The sequence below is a fragment of the Nocardioides seonyuensis genome (assembly GCF_004683965.1).
Classification (GTDB): domain Bacteria; phylum Actinomycetota; class Actinomycetes; order Propionibacteriales; family Nocardioidaceae; genus Nocardioides; species Nocardioides seonyuensis.
Genome location: NZ_CP038436.1, coordinates 911,120 through 930,117 on the forward strand (window position 1 = coordinate 911,120; position 18,998 = coordinate 930,117).

The 18,998-nt window shown below is 70.7% G+C and carries 20 protein-coding genes, 1 tRNA gene and 1 riboswitch; of the genes, 10 read left to right on the forward strand and 11 right to left on the reverse strand.

The annotated features are described in order from the left end of the window. Positions 1–5 precede the first annotated feature (5 nt). A riboswitch (SAM riboswitch) is annotated at positions 6–152 on the reverse strand. A gap of 85 nt (positions 153–237) precedes the next feature. From otsB to EXE58_RS04485, 3 genes are read right to left on the reverse strand one after another with little or no spacing between them, the layout of a single operon-like run. Continuing rightward, on the reverse strand, positions 238–1,086 hold the full coding sequence (gene otsB / locus EXE58_RS04475) for a trehalose-phosphatase (RefSeq protein ID WP_135266764.1): 849 nt from the start codon (positions 1,084–1,086) through the stop codon (positions 238–240). A gap of 23 nt (positions 1,087–1,109) precedes the next feature. Then, positions 1,110–1,583: a LytR C-terminal domain-containing protein gene (locus EXE58_RS04480; RefSeq protein WP_135266765.1), complete on the reverse strand. Its 474-nt coding sequence runs from the start codon at positions 1,581–1,583 to the stop codon at positions 1,110–1,112. A gap of 10 nt (positions 1,584–1,593) precedes the next feature. Then, positions 1,594–1,887, reverse strand: a complete 294-nt coding sequence (locus EXE58_RS04485; protein WP_135266766.1) for a nucleoid-associated protein NapA — start codon at positions 1,885–1,887, stop codon at positions 1,594–1,596. A 178-nt stretch (positions 1,888–2,065) separates the two neighbouring features. Here EXE58_RS04485 and EXE58_RS04490 point away from each other — a divergent pair, with 178 nt between their 5' ends. After that, positions 2,066–3,484: an alpha,alpha-trehalose-phosphate synthase (UDP-forming) gene (locus EXE58_RS04490; RefSeq protein ID WP_135266767.1), complete on the forward strand. Its 1,419-nt coding sequence runs from the start codon at positions 2,066–2,068 to the stop codon at positions 3,482–3,484. Between the two features lie 21 nt (positions 3,485–3,505). Here EXE58_RS04490 and EXE58_RS04495 read toward each other — a convergent pair whose 3' ends face one another. From EXE58_RS04495 to EXE58_RS04510, 4 genes are read right to left on the reverse strand one after another with little or no spacing between them, the layout of a single operon-like run. Continuing rightward, positions 3,506–5,062 (reverse strand): FMN-binding glutamate synthase family protein, encoded by a 1,557-nt coding sequence (locus tag EXE58_RS04495; protein ID WP_208544126.1) that lies wholly within the window; start codon positions 5,060–5,062, stop codon positions 3,506–3,508. Positions 5,063–5,120: 58 nt separating this feature from the next. Next, positions 5,121–5,867, reverse strand: a complete 747-nt coding sequence (locus tag EXE58_RS04500) for an anti-sigma factor (RefSeq protein ID WP_135266768.1) — start codon at positions 5,865–5,867, stop codon at positions 5,121–5,123. After that, a complete protein-coding gene (locus EXE58_RS04505) occupies positions 5,854–6,501 on the reverse strand; it encodes an RNA polymerase sigma factor (RefSeq protein ID WP_135266769.1) in 648 nt (215 codons plus the stop codon). Before EXE58_RS04505 ends, EXE58_RS04500 begins: the two co-directional genes overlap by 14 nt. Before the next feature lie 39 nt (positions 6,502–6,540). After that, on the reverse strand, positions 6,541–7,179 hold the full coding sequence (locus tag EXE58_RS04510; RefSeq protein ID WP_135266770.1) for a fasciclin domain-containing protein: 639 nt from the start codon (positions 7,177–7,179) through the stop codon (positions 6,541–6,543). Between the two features lie 128 nt (positions 7,180–7,307). Here EXE58_RS04510 and EXE58_RS04515 point away from each other — a divergent pair, with 128 nt between their 5' ends. Genes EXE58_RS04515 through EXE58_RS04545 form a run of 7 tightly spaced genes read left to right on the forward strand, consistent with a single transcriptional unit; the run spans position 7,308 to position 14,048 of the window. Continuing rightward, positions 7,308–8,615, forward strand: a complete 1,308-nt coding sequence (locus tag EXE58_RS04515; protein ID WP_135266771.1) for an alpha/beta fold hydrolase — start codon at positions 7,308–7,310, stop codon at positions 8,613–8,615. A 38-nt stretch (positions 8,616–8,653) separates the two neighbouring features. Further along, positions 8,654–10,012 (forward strand): MFS transporter, encoded by a 1,359-nt coding sequence (locus tag EXE58_RS04520; protein ID WP_167288691.1) that lies wholly within the window; start codon positions 8,654–8,656, stop codon positions 10,010–10,012. Then, positions 10,005–11,462 carry a pyridoxal phosphate-dependent decarboxylase family protein gene (locus EXE58_RS04525; RefSeq protein WP_135266772.1) on the forward strand — a complete coding sequence of 486 codons (1,458 nt, stop codon included), beginning with the start codon at positions 10,005–10,007 and terminating at the stop codon, positions 11,460–11,462. Before EXE58_RS04520 ends, EXE58_RS04525 begins: the two co-directional genes overlap by 8 nt. Then, positions 11,459–12,151: a uracil-DNA glycosylase gene (locus tag EXE58_RS04530; RefSeq protein WP_135266773.1), complete on the forward strand. Its 693-nt coding sequence runs from the start codon at positions 11,459–11,461 to the stop codon at positions 12,149–12,151. Before EXE58_RS04525 ends, EXE58_RS04530 begins: the two co-directional genes overlap by 4 nt. Before the next feature lie 26 nt (positions 12,152–12,177). Next, positions 12,178–12,966, forward strand: coding sequence for a dioxygenase family protein (locus EXE58_RS04535; protein ID WP_244242421.1), 789 nt, complete (start codon positions 12,178–12,180; stop codon positions 12,964–12,966). Positions 12,967–13,001: 35 nt separating this feature from the next. Further along, on the forward strand, positions 13,002–13,865 hold the full coding sequence (pdxY, locus tag EXE58_RS04540) for a pyridoxal kinase PdxY (RefSeq protein WP_135266774.1): 864 nt from the start codon (positions 13,002–13,004) through the stop codon (positions 13,863–13,865). Positions 13,866–13,868: 3 nt separating this feature from the next. Beyond that, a complete protein-coding gene (locus tag EXE58_RS04545) occupies positions 13,869–14,048 on the forward strand; it encodes a hypothetical protein (protein ID WP_135266775.1) in 180 nt (59 codons plus the stop codon). A 5-nt stretch (positions 14,049–14,053) separates the two neighbouring features. Here EXE58_RS04545 and EXE58_RS04550 read toward each other — a convergent pair whose 3' ends face one another. The 3 genes from EXE58_RS04550 to EXE58_RS04560 form a co-directional block, all read right to left on the reverse strand. Continuing rightward, entirely contained in the window at positions 14,054–14,641 is a 588-nt protein-coding gene (locus EXE58_RS04550) for a hypothetical protein (RefSeq protein ID WP_135266776.1), read from the reverse strand. A gap of 90 nt (positions 14,642–14,731) precedes the next feature. Continuing rightward, complete coding sequence (locus EXE58_RS04555) at positions 14,732–15,049, reverse strand: HNH endonuclease signature motif containing protein (protein ID WP_208544127.1); 318 nt, start codon at positions 15,047–15,049, stop codon at positions 14,732–14,734. A 102-nt stretch (positions 15,050–15,151) separates the two neighbouring features. Beyond that, positions 15,152–15,226, reverse strand: a tRNA-Thr gene (locus EXE58_RS04560). Between the two features lie 54 nt (positions 15,227–15,280). Here EXE58_RS04560 and EXE58_RS04565 point away from each other — a divergent pair. Next, the gene (locus EXE58_RS04565; protein ID WP_135266777.1) at positions 15,281–17,071 is read left to right on the forward strand and encodes a glycoside hydrolase family 13 protein; all 1,791 of its coding nucleotides are present in this window, start codon (positions 15,281–15,283) and stop codon (positions 17,069–17,071) included. Positions 17,072–17,090: 19 nt separating this feature from the next. Then, on the forward strand, positions 17,091–18,299 hold the full coding sequence (locus EXE58_RS04570) for a DUF4032 domain-containing protein (RefSeq protein WP_135266778.1): 1,209 nt from the start codon (positions 17,091–17,093) through the stop codon (positions 18,297–18,299). Between the two features lie 12 nt (positions 18,300–18,311). Here EXE58_RS04570 and EXE58_RS04575 read toward each other — a convergent pair whose 3' ends face one another. Next, entirely contained in the window at positions 18,312–18,959 is a 648-nt protein-coding gene (locus EXE58_RS04575) for a sensor domain-containing protein (protein ID WP_135266779.1), read from the reverse strand. Between the last annotated feature and the right edge of the window lie 39 nt (positions 18,960–18,998).

Here is an 18,998-nt window from a genome sequence, read left to right on the forward strand (position 1 = left end):
CCTCCTTCTCATCTGTCCCGGGCGGCCGTCGCACGGGTCGGATTTGGCACCGTTTCCGCGACCGGCCGCGCCCTTGGACGGGCACGGACGGGAGGTTCGTGGCGGTTGCCGGGACTTCAACGGGCCGTTCCCTCAGTCCCTCGTGATGAGTTCGGGGCCAACCCTAGGCGTGCCGTCTCAACATGTGCACATCGCATCCACATCGTGGACATGGCTGTGCCACCCAGCGTGTGTCGCTCAGTGGGTGCGTTGGGACGCCCGGGCAGCGACGGCGAGCTCGCGCAGGAGCTCCATGACGCCGTCTGGCCCGGGGACCACCAGGTCGGCGAGCCTGGCCACCTCGGCCTGCTCGGTCGCCGAGCACACCGCAAGGGTCGGCATGCCGTCGCGTCGCAGCTCGTGCAGGGCCTCGAAGGCCTCGACGTCCCCGAGGTCGTCGCCCGCGAAGACGAACCCACCGGCCTGGTGCTCCTCCACGAGGACACGCACCGCATCGCCCTTCGTGGTGTCCCCCGACCGCACCTCGATCACGTGTCGTCCGGGCTCGATGGTGAGTCCATGGCGCTCGGCGAGCTGACGGAGGGGTTCCAGCAGGCGCTCGAAGGCTCCTGCCGGGTCGGGCATGCGCCTGGTGTGGATGCCCACGGCCAGCCCCTTCTCCTCGACGAAGGCGTCGGCTGCGCCGGCACTGCGCAGGACGGCGGGCAGCTCGCGCTCGAAGCTGGCCAGGCCGCGCGGTGGGCGCGGGGAGACCACCCTGCGCTCACCTGCGGACCAGCGCTCGTTGCCGTACTGCCCGAAGACGGAGAGCGACGTGCCGTGCTCGGCCATGGCACGCCCGAGCTCGTCCAGTGCACCCATGTCCACCGCCTGCCGCGCGGGGCGCCCGGTCACGATCGCGATCGCACGCACCACCTGGGAGACGTCAGCCAGCACGTCGCTGGCGTCGGCATGGATGCGCGCAGCCTCCGGGTCGTCGACGATCGGGGCGAGGGTGCCGTCGAAGTCGAGGCCGACGACCGTCGAGGCAGCCACGGCGACCACGGCGTCGAAGCGCGAGCGGGCCTGCGCGGAGGTGAACTCCATGAGTCCACCTTCGCACGAGGGCTTCAGCCAGCCGCGTCCGCGGTGAGCACGACGGTGAGGCGGTCCATCTTCATGGGTGAGACGGCGAGGGCGGTGCGACCGAGTCCCAGGTCGAGCGCGAGCTGCTTGCCCGCCGCCTTGAGACGCGCGGGGTAGTAGACGGTCGAGGCAGGGATGGCGCCGTACCAGTTGTCCTCGCCCACGACCTGCCACCCGACCTGGGTGGCCCGGGAGGCGGTCCTGGCGGCGAGACCCTTGATGCCGGAGTTGTTGAAGACCTCGACGTAGACCTCGCCGCGGTTGACCCGCGGCTCAGGCTTCTTGGTGGCCGTCGGTGTGGCCTCGTGCGCGGGGGTGGTCGGCTCGGCGCTGGCGACCGTGGCCTGGTCGACCCGACGCTCGGTCGGCTCCTCGGAGCGGGTGGCGAAGAAGGTGATGCTGGCCATGGCGACCGCGATGGCGGAGAGCATCACGATCGGGGAAGGGACAGACGCCATCGAAACGCTCTCAGAGCTCGAAGCCGAGGCGGCGCGCAGAGCGCTGTCGCTGCCGAGAGGTACGGAGCCGGCGCAGCCGCCGCACGAGCAGTGGGTCTGCCTCGAGGGCCTCAGGGCGGTCGATCAGGGCGTTGAGGACCTGGTAGTAGCGGGTGGAGGACATGTCGAACTTCTCGCGGACCGCCTGCTCCTTGGCACCGGCGTACTTCCACCAGTGGCGCTCGAACTCGAGGATCTCGCGGTCACGCTGACTCAGCGCGGCCTCGCCGTCCTGCTCGACGACGAACTGCTTCGCGGCGTCCATGTGCCTGTCTCCTCCCGATCGACCCGGGCCCGCCGTCAGCGGGCAGGCCCCACTCTAGGCGACGAACCACAACGATGTCATTCGCCTCCGGCGAGTCGTCTGGACATTTGACCGTCCGCACGGGCATGCCGCGTGGTCGTGCGTGATGTGCAACACCCCGGACACGTAGGGTGGTCCCGTGAGCGCCCAGGACAAGGCAGACCTCGTCATCGTGGCCAACCGTCTGCCCGTGGACCGGTTCCGGCTCCCCGACGGCAGCCACGAGTGGAGGCGCTCCCCCGGAGGGCTGGTCACCGCCCTGGAGCCGGTGATGCGTTCCGGGGACGGCGCCTGGATCGGTTGGCCCGGCTCACCGGACGACGACCTGGAGCCCTTCGTCGAGGACGGCATGCAGCTGGTCCCCGTCCACCTCAGCGCCCAGGAGGTCGAAGAGTTCTACGAGGGGTTCTCCAACGGGACCCTATGGCCGCTCTACCACGACGTCGTCGCCAAGCCTGAGTTCCACCGCGAGTGGTGGGACGCCTACGTCACGGTCAACCGGCGCTTCGCCGAGCGCGTGGCCTCGGTCGCGGCCAAGGGTGCGACCGTGTGGGTGCAGGACTACCAGCTCCAGCTCGTGCCGCAGATGCTGCGCGACCTGCGCTCCGACCTCTCGATCGGCTTCTACCTCCACATCCCGTTCCCTCCCGCGGAGCTGTTCTCCCAGCTGCCGTGGCGCCGGCAGATCCTCGAGGGCCTCCTCGGCGCCGACCTGATCGGCTTCCAGCGCACCGGCGCGGCGGCCAACTTCGTCAGGCTCGTCCGCAGCCGCGTCGGCCACAAGACCCACCGCGACACCATCACGCTGCCCGAGGGACGCGTGGTGCGGGCTGCGGCCTTCCCGATCTCGATCGACTCCGCCGGCTTCGAGGAGCTGGCGCGGTCCGAGGGCGTGACGAGGCGGGCCGAGGAGATCCGCCGGGCCCTGGGCAGCCCGCGCAAGATCTTCCTCGGCATCGACCGGCTCGACTACACCAAGGGCATCTACGCCCGGCTCAAGGCGTTCGGCGAGCTCATCCGCGATGGAAGGCTCGATGTCGAGGACGCCGTGTTCGTCCAGGTGGCGACTCCTTCGCGCGAGCGCGTGGAGCAGTACCGCATCCTGCGTGACGACATCGACCGACTGGTGGGGCAGATCAACGGCGACCTCGGCAGGATCGGCCGGCCGGCGATCTCCTACATGCACTCCTCCTACCCCCGTGAGGAGATGGCCGCGCTCTACCGCGCCGCCGACATCATGGTCGTCACCCCCTACCGGGACGGCATGAACCTCGTGGCCAAGGAGTACGTCGCCTGCCGCTTCGAGAACGACGGGGCGCTGGTCCTCTCCGAGTTCGCCGGCGCCGCCGACGAGCTCAAGCAGGCCTGGCTGATCAACCCCTACGACATCAACGGCATCAAGGACGCGCTGATGGCCGCCTTCCACTCCGACGCGAAGGAGCAGACCAAGCGGATGCGTGCCATGCGCAAGACGATCGTCGAGCACGACGTCGCCGAGTGGGCGGCGTCGTTCCTCTCGTGCCTCGAGGAGGCCGACTCCCTCAGGGGCAGGGCGTAGCCGCAGCGGCGCACGCCGAGGTCAGCCGCGAGCGGCCGGGGTGCGGGCCTCCTGGGGGCCGACGTTCAGCATGATCTCGGTGATCTCCTCCGCCAGCGCGGGCGACACCGTGCCCCACTTGCGCCCGTAGCCGAAGACGTCCCGCAGGGGCCGGCTCGACTGGAGCCCGTCGATGAGGTCGATGTCGTCGGCGGTGATCAGGCCGGGGTGGGCGACGCCGACGGCCTCGGAGACCTTCAGGAGGTCGCGACGCAGGGTCTTGACGTAGTTGGCGCACCGGGCGGCCTTCAGCTGGGGGTCCAGTCCCCTCATGAGCCACGCGTCCTGGGTGGCCACCCCGGTGGGGCACTTGTCGGTGTGGCACTTCTGCGCCTGGATGCAGCCGATCGCGAGCATCGCCTCCCGGCCGACGTTGATCATGTCGCAGCCGAGGGCGAACGCCACCAGCGCGTTGTCGGGGAGTCCCAGCTTCCCCGCGCCGATGAAGGTGATGTCGTCGCACAGCCCGGCGTCGGCGAAACGCTTGTAGACCTTCGAGAACGCGACCCGGAACGGGAAGGCCACGGAGTCGGCGAAGACCAGGGGCGCTGCGCCCGTGCCGCCCTCGCCGCCGTCGATGTTGATGAAGTCGACCATGCGCTCGGGCCCCATCGCCGCGATCAGGTCGTCCCAGAAGTCCATGTTGCCGACCGCGGACTTGATCCCGACCGGCAGTCCCGTCTCGGTGGCCACCATCTCGACGAAGTCGAGCATGGAGTCGACGTCGCTGAAGACCCGGTGCCGCGAGGGCGACGCGCAGTCGACGCCGGGCTGGATGCCCCTGATCTCGGCGATCTCCTGGGTGACCTTGGCGGCCGGCAGCATCCCGCCGAGCCCGGGCTTGGCCCCCTGGGAGAGCTTGATCTCGATCATCTTCACCGGTGCCGACGCGACCAGGTCCTTGAGTCGCGCGAGGTCGAAGTTCCCGTCGGCGTCGCGGCAGCCGAAGTAGGCCGTGCCGATCTGGAAGACGAGGTCGCCGCCTTGGCGGTGGTGGGGCGAGAGTGCGCCCTCGCCGGTGTTCTGCATGCACCCCGCCAGGCGCGCGCCCTCGTTGAGCGCGACGATGGCGTTGCTGGACAACGACCCGAAGCTCATCCCCGAGAGGTTCACGACCGAGTCCGGGCGGAAGGCCCCGGCACGCTTCCGGGGTCCACCCACGACCTTGGCCACCGGCAGCGGCGTCTCCTCGCCGGCGTGCGACGAGGTCGGCGGCGCGACCTGGGCGAAGGTGCGGTGCTTGATGATCGGGTAGCCGCTCTGGGTCTCGAGGTCGTTGTCCGTGCCGAACCCGAAGTAGTTGTTCTGCAGCTTGGCCGAGGCGTAGACCCAGCGACGCTGGTCGCGGCTGAACGGTCGCTCCTCGTCGTTGCTCGTGACGATGTACTGGCGGAGCTCAGGACCGACCGACTCCAGCAGGTAGCGGAAGTTGGCGATCACCGGGAAGTTGCGCTTGAGCGCGTGCTCCTTCTGGGCGAGGTCTCGCGCCGCCACCGCCCCGACCACTGCGGCTCCGAGTGCTGCCAGCGCCTTCATCATGGGAACAGGTCTAGTCCCCCGCGATGACGATGTCGAGGCACGCGGGCCGGCCGACGGCTCAGACGAGCTCGCCGCGCGCCACGCTGACCCCGGAGTGGGTGGGGTCGCCGTCGTCGGGCTCGACCGAGATGTCGAGGATGCGGTAGCCCTCCTCGAGCAGGCGGGCCGGCACCTCGAAGTCACCCTCGTCGCCGCTGGCGAGGAAGCCCAGTGACACCATCCGGGTGCCGTCGAGGTTGAGCAGCCACACCTCCCGCAGCTGGTCCTCCGCCTCCTCCAGCGAGCTCGCCTCCACGTGGACGGTCACCACGCCGTCCGACTCCTCGACGCGCGCCCCGCCCCGCGGGTCGCTGCCCTCGACGGTGGTGAGCTCGGCCGAGGCCAGCACCTCAACCTCGTCCGTCGGAGCCGCCTCCTCACTGATCACGTTGCCCACGCCCACGCCGACGACGAGGGCGGCTGCGGCAGCCAGGCCCGCCGCCCACAGCGGAATGCCTCGGCGTCGTACGGACCGGGCCTCCCTGCGCTCCTCCAGGTCGTCGGTGGAGCGAGTGGCCCGGGTCGAGGACTCCGGGTCGCTCTCGCCCACGTCACCCAGCGCCTCGGCGAGCACCCGCTCGCGCAGACCGGCAGGAGGGGCCACCAGCGGCTCGGCACCGGCCAGTCGGCGTACGTCGGCCAGGGAGGCGAGCAGGGCCGCACAGTCGGCGCAGTCGAGCAGGTGCTCGCGCAGGTGGTCGGGCACCTCCGTCGTGGCGTCGTCGAGGGCGAGGACGGCCAGGTCCTCGATGTCAACGTGACTCATGGCGCACCCCCTGGAGGTGGTCGTGGAGCTGGATGAGGCCACGGCGCACGTGGCTCTTGACGGTGCCGAGCGGCAGACCGGTGGAGGTCGCGATCTCGGCGTGGGAGAGCTCCTCCCAGAACGCCAGGAACATGATGGTGCGGCGCGGCTCCGGGAGCTCCTGGACGGCCTGTCGCAGCACGAGGCGCTCGGCGACGTCGGAGTCCGGGTCGGACTTGCGCAGGTCGGTGGTGGCAGGATCCGGTGTGGCAGCGACAGCAGCGACACGTCGGGCGTCACGCGCGCGGAGTGCCCTGACGTCGGCGATCTTGTTGCGGGCGATCCCGAGGAGCCATGCCGGCAGTGCGCTCGGGCTCGGCGTCAGCGTGTGACGACTCCGCCACGCGGCGACGAACACCTGCTGGGTGACCTCCTCGGCGTCGTGGACGTCGTTGAGGGCCCGGAGGGCGAACGAGTGGACCAACGCCGACCATCGGTCGAAGACCTCCGCCAGGACCGACTCGTCACCGGCGACCAGGCGCGCGGACAACGAGCGGACGGAGTCGTCCGTCTCCTCGTCGACCGTTGACGCCGCTCTGACCACGGCGCCACCGTACCCGCGAGCACGCTGGGTGGGGAGCAGCAGGATGCCCATCTGCTCCCCACCCCGGTCTCGCCTCGGGTCCTCGGACCGTCAGAGGTTGATCGGCCGCAGGACGCGGTCGACGCCGTGGGCGACCTGCTTGTTGCCCTTGTTGACGTCGATGGCCTTGAGGACGACCCGCGCGTCGCGGTCGTCACGGTCGCGGTCCTTGAGCGTGATCGTCAGCGGGTGCTGGCGGATCTTGACCTTCACGGTGGCGCCCGCGGCGGTCTTCAGGCGCGCACCGTCGGCCTTGAGCACCTTGTTGCTGGTCAGCGTCTTGCCCGCGACGACGTGGTAGAGCAGGACGGTCTCGATGGTGTCGACGCCCGCGGCCTCGACCAGGGTGCTGAAGACCTTCTTCTCGCTCCTGATGGTCTTGCCGGTCAGGTCCTTGGCCAGCAGGCGGAAGGCCTGGTCGGTCGGGGCGAACGCCGTCAGGCGCGTCGAGCCGTCCGCGAGCAGGGCCACCGGGGTGTCCGGCTTGGCGCCGATCACCGCGAGCGCGGCCTCGGTCACGATGTCGAAGTCCTTGGCGTTCTTGTCGAACTTGTTGCCGTCGGAGGTGAGGACCTCGGCGAGGCTGGTCTCGCCCGGGGCCACCTGGGCCGAGGCGGTGGTCATGGTGGCCGGAACCGCTCCGACGGCGAGAGCCAGGGAGCCGATGACGATACGGGCACTGCGCTTCATGGGAGGAGCCTTTCGTCGGGGGCGCCGTGTCGCGCCCGTCGACTTCTTCTCGGCCACCAGCACCCCTGCGGATGCACCCGGCTGGAACTTTTTCTGCGGCACGCTCAGGGACGCGTAGATTTCGCTCCATGGACCTGATCCCCAAGCGAGACCAGCTGGTCACCGCTGCGAACAACGTGGCGCACAGCCTGCTGTACGGCGGGCTGGCCGACCTGCGCCCCATGCCGCGCGCCCTCATCGACGAGGGCGAGCTGCGCGAGGTCTACCACTACCGACCGGCCCCCGGGATGGTCGAGTCGGGCGATCCGGTCCTGCTCGTCACCCCCCTGGCGGCGCCCTCCCTGTGCTTCGACCTGCGTCGCGGCTGCTCACTCGTCGAGCACTTCGTCTCGCTGGGTCGCCGCACCTACCTCGTGGAGTACGGCCAGGTCTCCTTCCGCAACCGCTCGCTGGGGATGGAGCACTGGGTGGACGAGGTGCTGCCGGCGGCGATCACGGCGGCGTCCGAGCACTCCGGCGGTCGCCCGGTCCACCTGGTCGGGTGGAGCCTCGGTGGCATCTTCGCGATGCTCACGGCCGCGGACCGACCCGACCTCCCCCTCGCCTCGCTCACGGTCGTGGGCTCCCCGGTCGACACGAGCAAGGTGCCGTTGGTGGCACCGGTGCGGCCCCTCCTGAACCTCACCGAGGGCGGCGGCGTGGTCGCCGGCGCCTACCGCGCCCTGGGCGGTGCTCCCCAGCCGATCGTGAAGTGGGCCTTCCAGCTCGCGAGCGTGCAGAAGATCGTCACGAAGCCGCTGGCGGTCCTCACCCACCTCGACGACACCGACTTCCTCGCCCAGCTCGAGGCGGTCGACCGGTTCATGGCCAACATGATCGCCTACCCCGGTCGCTCGTTCGGGCAGGTCTACCACCGGATGGTGCGCAACAACGCCCTCTCGCACGGTTCCATGGACTTCGGCGATCGGGTCATCTCGCTGGCCGACATCGCCGTGCCCGTGCTGGCCTTCGGTGGCGCGACCGACGGGATCGCGCCGATCGCCGCCGTCCGGCCGTTCATCGACATGGTGACCGGGGCACCGGAGACCCGGTTCGAGATCGTGCCCGGCGGACACCTGGGCATGCTCACGGGCCGGGCCGCGCGCGACACCACCTGGCGCGTGATGGACGAGTGGATCGAGCAGTGGTCGAGCCCCGAGCCGAGGAAGCCGGTCGCCGGAAACGCCCCGGTCAAGAAGCCTGCTGCCAAGAAGCCTCCTGCCAAGAAGTCCGCCGCGAAGAAGGCTGCGGTGAAGAAGGCTGCGGTGAAGAAGCCCGCCAAGAAGACGGCCACGAGGAAGAAGGCGTCCGCCAAGAAGCCGGCAGGTCCCGAGGCGATCGGCGCCAACCCGCAGCGCCGGCACGGATCAGGGGGATCGCGCGCCCTGGCGCGATGACGTCGATCCCCGCGCCCGGGCCGCCCTAGAGTGCCCGCATGACGGCCGACCCGACGGACACGGCGCGCACGCTGCCGCGCAGCGTCAGGATCGGCTACGGCTCGGGGTCGGTGGCGACCGGCGCGTTCGGGACCGTGCCGGGCCTGATGCTGCTGCCCTACCTCACCGACGAGCTGGGCGTGGCCGCGCTGTGGGCCGGGCTCATCGTGTTCCTCCCGAAGGCGTGGGACGTGGTGCTCAACCCCATCGCCGGACGGTTGAGCGACCGCACGGTCGACCCCTCCGGCCCGCGACGACCCTGGCTGCTCCGAGCGGGCGTGATGCTCGCGGGCGCGTTCGCGCTGGTCTTCGCCGCACCCGACCTCGGATCGAGGGTGGCCGAGGCCGCGTGGGTGCTGGTCTTCTTCGTGCTGGCCGCCACCGCCTACGCGTTCTTCCAGGTGCCCTACGTCTCGATGCCCGCCGAGATTACGGCGTCGTACGACGAGCGCACCCGGCTGATGACGTGGCGCGTGGCGATCCTGGCGTTCACGATCATGCTCGCCGGTGCGACTGCTCCGATCATTCGCGACGCCGTGGGCGGGCGCGAGGGGTACCGGGTGATGGGAGTCGTGATGGCGTGCCTGATCGCCGTCGGCGCCGTGAGTGCGTGGCACGGCACCCGACGGGCTCCGATCGGCAGGGTCGCGCCCGGGGCGGGGTCGCTGCGCGAGCAGCTGCGGACCGTGGCGGCGGCGCGTGACTTCCGTGTGCTGCTCACCACGTTCGTTCTCCAGGCCCTGGCGACGGGGTGCATGCTGGCCGGTGTCGACTACCTCGCGGGCGACGTGCTGGGCCGTCAGGGCCTGTCCACGATCCTGTTCGTGTGCTTCGTGGGTCCCGCCCTGGTGCTGACGCCCCTCTGGGCGCGCTGGGGCGAGAAGGTCGGGAAGAAGCGAGGCTACGTGGTGGCCTCACTGGTTCTCGCCGCTGGAGCGTCCCTCACGCTGCTCGCCCTCGGGAGCAACGACGTCTGGACGATGGCCGGGACGGCACTGGTCGGCGTCGGCTATGCGGGATGCCAGGTGTTCCCGATGGCCATGCTCCCCGACGCCGCTGCCGTCGACGCCGCCAGGACCGGGGAGAACCGCATCGGCGTCTACACCGGTGTGTGGACCGCCGGGGAGACCCTCGGACTCGCCCTCGGCCCGGGTGTGTTCGCGCTCGTGCTCGCGCTGGGCGGCTACGTCTCCAGCACCGGCGGTGCCGTCGAGCAGCCTGAGTCCGCCCAGCTCGCGATCACCCTGGGGTTCTCCGTGCTGCCCGCCCTCCTCATCCTGCTGAGCCTGTGGTGGCTGCGCCGCTACACCCTCGACGCCGCCGCCGTGGCCCGCTCCGAAGGAGTCCTCGTTGACTGATCGCTCTGACCCGTTGACTCGCCTGCGTGCCTTGCAGGCGGGCGACCTGCCCGTCCACGGAGGGCGCACGCTGGCCTACGTGTTCGACTCCGGCCTGCCGGAGGTCGACAGGCTGGCCCGCGAGGCGGTGGCTGCCTACGCCGCCTCCAACGCGCTGGACCCGACCGCGTTCCCCTCGCTCCTCACCATGGAGAACGACCTCGTCGGCTTCGCCTGCAACCTGGTCGACGCCCCCGAGGGGGCTGTCGGCACGGTCACCTCCGGTGGCACCGAGTCGGTGCTGCTCGCCGTGCAGGCAGCTCGCGACAGCCGGCCCGACATCGACCGGCCGAGCATGGTGCTGCCCGCGACGGCACACGCCGCCTTCCACAAGGCTGCCCACTACTTCGGCGTACGGTCCGTGGTCGTGCCTGTCGGTCCCGACTTCCGTGCCGACGCCGCCGCCATGGAGCAGGCGCTCGACGAGACCACCGTGCTCGCGGTGGCCAGCGCTCCGTCGTACGCCCACGGGGTCGTGGACCCGGTGGGTGAGATCGCGGCCGCGGCACACGCGCGGGGGATCCGCTGCCACGTCGACGCGTGCATCGGCGGCTGGGTGCTGCCGTACGCCGCCCGGCTGGGACGCGCGATCCCACCGTGGAGCTTCGCGGTCGAGGGCGTCACCTCGATCTCCCTCGACACCCACAAGTACGCCTACGCCCCCAAGGGCACCTCGATCCTGCTCCACCGGACAGCAGAGCTGCGCCGCCCGCAGTTCTTCGCATCCGCCGACTGGCCCGGCTACACGATGCTCAACTCCACGATGCAGTCGACGCGGTCGGGCGGGCCGGTGGCCGGCACGTGGGCCGTGGTCCAGCACCTCGGTGACGAGGGCTACCTGCGGCTCGCGCGGGAGGTCTTCGAGGCTGTCGACGCCGTGGTGGCGACCGTTGCCGCCCAGCCGGGCATCTCGCTGGTCGTCGCTCCGGACTCGACGCTGGTCGCGCTGGAGACCGACGACACGTGCGACCCGTTCACCGTGACCGACGAGATGCTCGCGCGCGGGTGGTACGTCCAGCCGCAGCTCTCCTTCGCGGGTCGGGGGCCGAGCATCCACCTCTCCGTCAGTGCCGCGACCCTCGCCCACGCCGAAGAGCTCCGCACCACGCTCGGCGAGGCGGTCGCGGCCGCCCGGGCCGCAGGCCCGGTGCGCGTCGATCCCGAAGTCGTCGCCTTCATCGACGCCCTGGACCCCGCGGCGCTGTCCGGCGACGACTTCGACGGCCTGCTGGCGGCCTCCGGACTGGTGGGCACGTCCGAGGACGGTGCCCTCGCGCTCCCGGCGCGGATGGCCGAGGTCAACGCCATGCTCGACGTCGCGTCCCCGGCGATGCGCGAGGCGCTCCTCATCGCATTCCTGGACCGGCTGCAGCGGCCGGTCCGTCCCCACGCGCCGGGGAGGGAGGCGTGAGCGCCCTGGAGCGACTTGTCGAGCGGGGACTGGTCGCTCCCGACTGGGCCGAGGCACTGGCACCGGTGGACGAGCAGATCTCGTCCATGGGCCGGTTCCTGAGGGCGGAGCTTGCAGCCGGCCGTGAGTACCTGCCCGCGGGGGACCACATCCTGCGCGCGTTCCAGCGCCCGCTCACCGAGGTGCGGGTGCTGGTGCTCGGCCAGGACCCCTACCCCACTCCCGGCCATCCCATCGGGCTCTCCTTCGCGGTCGCACCCGACGTGCAACCCATTCCTCGGTCGCTGTCCAACATCTACCGCGAGCTCGCCGACGACCTCGGCGTCGCACCCGTGGCACATGGCGACCTCACCGCGTGGTCCGACCAGGGCGTCATGCTGCTGAACCGCGTGCTCACGGTGCGCCCGGGCGAGGCCGCCTCGCACCGTGGCAAGGGCTGGGAGGTGGTGACCGACTGCGCGATCCGGGCGTTGGCCGCGCGAGGCGGCCCATGCACGGCCATCCTGTGGGGGCGCGACGCCCAGACGGCCAAGCCCCTCCTCGGACCCCTCCCGTGGGTCGAGTCCGCGCATCCCTCGCCGCTCTCCGCCTCCCGCGGTTTCTTCGGGTCCCGCCCGTTCTCACGGATCAATGCCATGCTGGCCGAGCAGGGAGCTCCGCCGGTGGAGTGGCAGCTGCCGGGAATATAGTTGAGGATTGAACTATTATGCTGGACATGACTGACCTCGACACCACGGGGCGCATGCCGGCGCTCTACATCGGCCACGGAGCTCCCCCACTCCTCGACGACCCGGTGTGGTCCGGACAGCTCTCCAGCTGGGCGGCTGACCTCCCCCGGCCGAAGGCGATCCTGATCGTCAGCGCTCACTGGGAGTCCGCGCCGGTCAGCCTGACCGCCAGCGGCGCTCCGCTGGTCTACGACTTCGGCGGATTCGCGCCGAAGTACTACCAGATGACCTACGAGACGCCCGACGCCACGAGCCTGGCCAAGCGCATCGCCGCGATGATGCCCAGCACCGAGCCCGTCCACCAGCACCACAGCCGCGGGCTGGACCACGGTGCCTGGGTCCCCCTCAAGATCATGTATCCCGAGGCCGACGTCCCGGTCCTCCAGATGTCGCTGCCCACCGACGACCCCTACAAGCTCATGAAGCTCGGCGAGCGCCTGCGGCCCCTGCGCGACGAGGGCGTGCTGATCATCGGCTCGGGCTTCCTCACCCACGGCCTGCCGTTCCTCACCGACTGGAGCATCGAGGCCAAGGCCCCGGGCTGGTCCCGCGAGTTCGACGCGTGGGCGGGCGAGGCCCTGGCACGTGGCGACGTCGACGAGCTCGCGGCCTACCGTTCCAAGGCACCGGGCATGCCCTACGCCCACCCGACCGTCGAGCACTACACCCCGCTCTTCGTCACCCTCGGCGCCGCCTCCACGGCCGACGAGCCGGGCAACCAGGTCGTCGACGGCTTCTGGATGGGCCTGTCCAAGCGGTCGCTGCAGGTCGCCTGAGCCGGGAGGCCCCCGCCCGGCCCTAGTGTGGGCGGGTGCGCATCCTGTCGATCCAGTCCCACGTCGCCTACGGCCACGTCGGCAACTCCGCCGCGGTCTTCCCGCTCCAGCGGCTGGGCCACGAGGTGTGGCCCGTCCTGACGGTCAACTTCTCCAACCACACCGGGTACGGCGCCTGGCGCGGGCCGCTGATCCCGGCGGCCGACGTGCGTGACGTCGTGGCCGGCATCGAGGAGCGCGGGGTGCTGCCCACGTGTGACGCCGTGCTCTCGGGCTACCAGGGCTCGCCCGAGATCTCCGACGTCGTCGTCGAGGCGGTGGCGAAGGTGAAGGCCGCGAACCCGCGGGCGACCTACACCTGCGACCCGGTGATGGGCAACGCCACCTCCGGCTGCTTCGTGAACCCCGCGATCCCGCCGAAGTACATCGACACCGTCATCCCCGTGGCCGACATCCTCACCCCCAACCAGTTCGAGCTCGGCTTCATCACCGGGCGCGAGGAGCTGGGCGGCCCGTCCGCCCTCGCCGATGTGCTGGCGGCAGCGGACGTCGTACGCGACATGGGTCCGACGACCGTGCTCGTCACCTCCGTCGACCGTGAGGACGCCGCCGCGGACGTCATCGAGATGCTCGCCGTCACCGGCGAGGGAGCCTGGATCGTGCAGACGCCCCGCCTGCCGATGAAGGCCAACGGCTCGGGCGACATCACCGCCGCCCTGTTCACCGCCCACCTGCACGAGACGGGCTCTCCCGCCGACGCACTGGGGCGGACGGCATCGTCGGTCTTCGCGGTGCTGGACGAGACCCTCCGATCGGGCGAGCGCGAGCTGCGCCTCGTCGCCGCCCAGGACGCCATCGCCGCGCCGCGGTGCGAGTTCGACGTCGAGCAGGTGAGGTGATCGGTGTACTTCGACAGCGCCCCCTGCGAGGTCTGCGGCTCCGACGTCGAGCTGCGTGCTCACGAGTCGACCGACACGCGTCCTGACCACCCCGTCGGCCCCGCTGACGGGGTGGTGGGCGAGGCGGATGCCACCCCCGACGAGCGCGTGTGCACCAACCCGGAGTGCCCGACGAAGCGCTGAGCGGGTCAGCTCCGCTCGGTGGCCACCGTCACCCAGCGACAACGCCGCTTGCCGCGCACCTTCTCGCACTGCTTGTCCTGGCCCACGATCGACTTGGTCCGGTTCGGGTCGGCGGCATCGTAGACGCGGAACCAGTAGCGACCGCGGTCGCCGTAGAGGCTGAGCACGCTGGAGCTGGTCTGCTTCTTCAGGATGCGCTTCGAGCCGCCGGAGTACTTGATCTGCAGCCGCTCGACGTGGGGACGCGTGACCCAGGTGTCGACGTAGACCATGGTGTCGGCGCTCGAGGACGCGACGAAGACCAGGCCCTTCAGCTCGCGCTTGCCCGGGCGCATGTCGGTGTACTCCGAGCAGTAGGGGTTGGGATCGGCCGGGTAGTCGTCAGCCACGTTGTCGGTGACCACGTCCGAGCAGAACCCCTTGCCAACGCCGTGGTCGGGGGTCCCCTCGCCGAACTGCACCGCGTAGTTCCACGTGCCGAGGGTCCCCGTGGTCGCCGTCTGCATGAGCGTCGGAGCCGCGGACTGGGCGCCCGGGCCGGCAAGAGCCGTGCCGGCGAGCAGGGCGGAGACGAGAGCGATGCGGAGCTTCATACATTTCCTCACTGGAGTTCGACTCCACACGTCCTACCCGGGCGAGGAGCCGGGAAACCTCGGAGTCGGCGGCAGGCCGTAACGGTCGCTCTAGTAGGACTTCCCGTCGGCGTAGCGTTGGCGGCGCCATGCTCGTCCGCGGCCGCGGTTTCGCGCCTTGAAGGTCGGAAGCTGCGAGTCGCAGTTGGGGCATATCAGCCGAAGATTCGCACGACGGTTGTTGGTGGAGTCGCCGTCGACGTGGTCGAGGACCAGCCGCATGGGTTGACCGTTCCACGTCGTGGGGCCACCGCAGATCGCGCACACCTCCCCCTGCTCCTGGAGGATGTGGGTCCTGACGAAGTGGCCATGGCCGGAGACTGCCGATGCTTCGCCGGTGGCCAGCCACCTGGCGACGCTCCTTGGCACGCTGGCACCGATTGCTGCAGAAGACCTTCTGGTGCCTCTTGATGAGAACGACGCCACATCCCAGGCATGTCACACGTCGAACGTAGGGCCGACCACCGACAGTGGAGCCGCGTGAGAGATTCGAACTCTCGCAACCCAATTTACAAGATTGGTGCTCTACCCCTGAGCTAACGCGGCGTGCGCCCGGAGGCGCGGCGGCCATCCTAGGCGAGCGACTGGAACACTGGTGCCATGAGCCTGCTCGACCAGCCGCACCACGACGGTTCGCCTCTCTACGTCGACGACGAGGCGCCTGGGCTGGGCGAGACAGTCCGCGTGCGGATGCGCTCCGTCGCCGGCGACCCGATCGACGAGGTGTGGCTGCGGACCACCTACGACGCCGAGCCGGTCTACCACCCGACCGCGAGACTCGAGCGGGACCGGGTGGTGTGGTGGGAGGCCGGGCTGCCGGTCCGCAACCCGGTCACCCACTACCGCTTCCTGGTCGTGCGTGGCGAGGAGCAGGAGTGGCTCACCGGCGCCGGGGTGGTGTCGTACGACGTCCCGGACGCTGCCGACTTCCGCCTCGCCGCCTTCCCGCAGGCGCCCGACTGGGCGCGGGACGGCGTGGTCTACCAGGTGTTCCCCGACCGCTTCGCCCGCTCGGCCGCGGCCGACGACCGTCCCACGCCCGAGTGGGCCGTCCCCGCGGCGTGGGAGGACGAGGTGGTGTTCGAGGGCACCGACCCGCGCACGCCGCTGCAGCTCTTCGGCGGCGACCTCGACGGCATCGTCGAGCACCTCGACCACGTCGAGGCGACCGGCGCCGACATCCTCTACACGACCCCGGTCTTCCCCGGCGAGAGCAACCACCGCTACAACGCCACCACCTTCACGCAGGTCGACCCGCTGCTCGGCGGCAACGACGCCTACGAGCGCCTGAGCGGGGCGGTGCACGCGCGGGGCTGGCGGATCCTCGGTGACCTCACGACCAACCACACCGGCGACACCCACGAGTGGTTCCGGGCCGCGCACGCCGACCCCGACGACCCCCACCGCAGCTTCTACAGCTTCGACGCCGACGGCTCCTACGAGAGCTGGATGGGCCACCACACGCTCCCCAAGGTCAACCACGCCGATCGCAACCTGCGCGCGGCCATGGTGGAGGGACCCGACTCGATCGTCGGGCGCTGGTTGCAGCCGCCCTTCGACGTCGACGGCTGGCGGATCGATGTCGCCAACATGACCGGCCGGCTCGGGGCGGTCGACGTCACCCACGAGGTCGCGCGGGCCGTGCGCCGCACGGCCGAGGCACTGCGCGCCGACCCGCTGGTCATCGGTGAGCACAACCACGACGCGACCGGCGACGTCGACGGGGACGGCTGGCACGGCACCATGAACTACTCCGGCTTCTCGTGGCCGGTGTGGGCGTGGGTGCGCGACCCGGCTTCCCCTGCCCGGCCGTTCGGCCGGCCCGTGCCCGTGCCACGACGAACCGGCGGCGAGGTGGTCGACACCATCCGGGCCTGGCACGGCGCCCTCGGCTGGCGGGCCGTCTCGTCGAGCTGGAACATCCTCGGCTCCCACGACTCGGCCCGCATCCGCACCCTCGTCGGTGGGGACGCGGCCGTCCACCGCGTCGCTGCCGGCCTGCAGTTCACCCTGCCCGGCGTGCCCATGCTCTTCGCTGGCGACGAGATCGGGCTCGAGGGGGTCAACGGGGAGGACGCCCGACGGCCGATGCCGTGGGACGACGAGGACGCCTGGGACCTGGCCACCCTGGCGACCTACGGTGAGCTCGCGGCGCTGCGCCGCGGTCACGTCGCCCTCCGCCGCGGCGGCCTGCGCTGGGCGCACGTCGACGACGACGTCATCGCCTTCGTCCGCGAGCACCCTGTCGAGTCGGTGCTCGTCGTGGCGAGGCGGACGTCGGCCCCCGGGGTCGAGATCCCCGGCCTCACGCTCGGCGAGCACCTGCTCGGCACGGAGCCGGGTCATCCCGACGAAGTCGGGCCGCGGCTGGACGTGTGGACGCTGGGCTGAGCGGGAGTAGCGTCGCCCCATGGCCCTGCGGATCGTGGCGAACCGGCCGGACCCGGCGATCGTCGGCCTGCCGTGGTCACTCCCCCTGGAGGAGTGGCCCGACGACGTCGTCGTACCCCTCCCGCGCGGGCTCTCACGCCACGTCGTGCGGATCGTCCGGCTCGGCGAGCGGACCTATGCCATCAAGGAGACCCAGGAGGACATCGCCTTCCGGGAGTACCGCCTGCTGCGCGACCTGCAGCGGATGGGCCTGCCGTCGGTGGTCCCGCAGGGCGTCGTCGCCGGCAGGACCGACGACGCGGGTGAGGAGCTGCCCGCGGCCCTGATGACGGAGCACCTGCGCTTCTCGCTGCCCTACCGCAGCCTGTTCACCCACGGCCTCTCCCCCGACGACGTGCCGAGCCTCATCGACGCCATGGTGGTGCTGATCGTGCGGCTGCACCTCGCTGGGTTCTTCTGGGGTGACGTCTCGCTGTCGAACGTGCTGTTCCGCCGCAACGCCGGCGCCTTCTCGGCCTACCTCGTCGACGCCGAGACCGGTGAGCTCCACGACACCGTCGGCGATCGCATGCGCGAGCACGACATCACCGTCGGGTGCGAGAACATCTTCGCCGAGATCATGGACCTCTCCGCCAGCGGAGCGGTCCCGAGGCCCATCGACGGACTCGAGGTCATCGAGCACCTGCGCACCCAGTACGACGCCCTGTGGGGCGAGCTGACCGGCGTCGAGGAGTTCCGCGCCGACGAGATGTGGCGCATCGAGCAGCGCGTGGAGCGGCTCAACGACCTCGGCTTCGACGTCGACGAGCTCGACATCGTCACCGACTGGGGCGGCGACACCGTGCGCATCCAGCCCAAGGTCGTCGAGCTGGGCCACCACCGCCGGGAGCTGCAGGACCTCACCGGGATGAGTGTCGAGGACAACCAGGCGCGACGGCTGCTCAACGACCTGGCGGCCTACACCGCACACCACGACCTCGGACGCGAGGACCGCCAGGTCGTCGCCAACAGGTGGCACACGCAGGTCTACGAGCCGATCGTGGCGATGATCCCGCCGGAGGCACGCGGCAAGCTCGAGCCGGCCGAGGTGTTCCACGAGATCCTCGTGCACCGGTGGTACCTCTCCGAGCGGGCAGGACGCGAGGTCGACATCTTCGAGACCGCACGCGACTACATCGACACGGTGCTCACGTCGCGCCCCGATGAGGCCCTCGCGGCGGACGAGTGAGTCGACGACCCCCTAGCCGGACAGCCTGGCGACCGCCAGCTGCGACAGCGTCACCAGGCGGTCGGCGCTCCCCGTGCCGGAGTAGGGCTCGACCTCCTGCGCCGTGATGCTCCGTCCGACGCGGGCGACCAGGGTGCGGCGCCACGTGGTGGTGCCGTGCTGCGCGAAGGCCACCAGCAGCCCCACCGAGCCGTCGCCGACGCGGGGTGCCTGCCACGCGCGGACCACCATCCTGGCGCGGCCGCCCTCACCGTCGGTGGTCGCATGGCTCCCCTCGCACGCCGACACGTAGCGGCGGTAGTGCCGCAGCACGCCCTTGGCGTCAGCCACGCCGGACATGCGCACGACGTGCTGCCCCAAGGTCACCGACTTCTCGCTGATGGTCTCGAAGAAGAGGGTGTGCCGACGACTCGTGCCGCGGAAGGACCGGTAGCGGTCGCACCGCAGGCGCCCGTCCTGCATCACCGCGCGCGGAGCGGTGATCCCGCCGCTGCTCCGGATGCGCTCGGCGTCGGCGAGCTCCGGGTAGACCACGGCCACCTCGCTCACCGTGAGCATCTCGGGTCCCGTCACGGGTCCGGCCGACGCGGGTGCCGCGGCTGCCATGACCGACGCGGCGAGCGCTCCGCTCGTGAGAATCGCGGTGAGGGGTCTCTTCATGTCCGGTCCCTTTCGACGCATCATCCAAAGGCCGGGGAG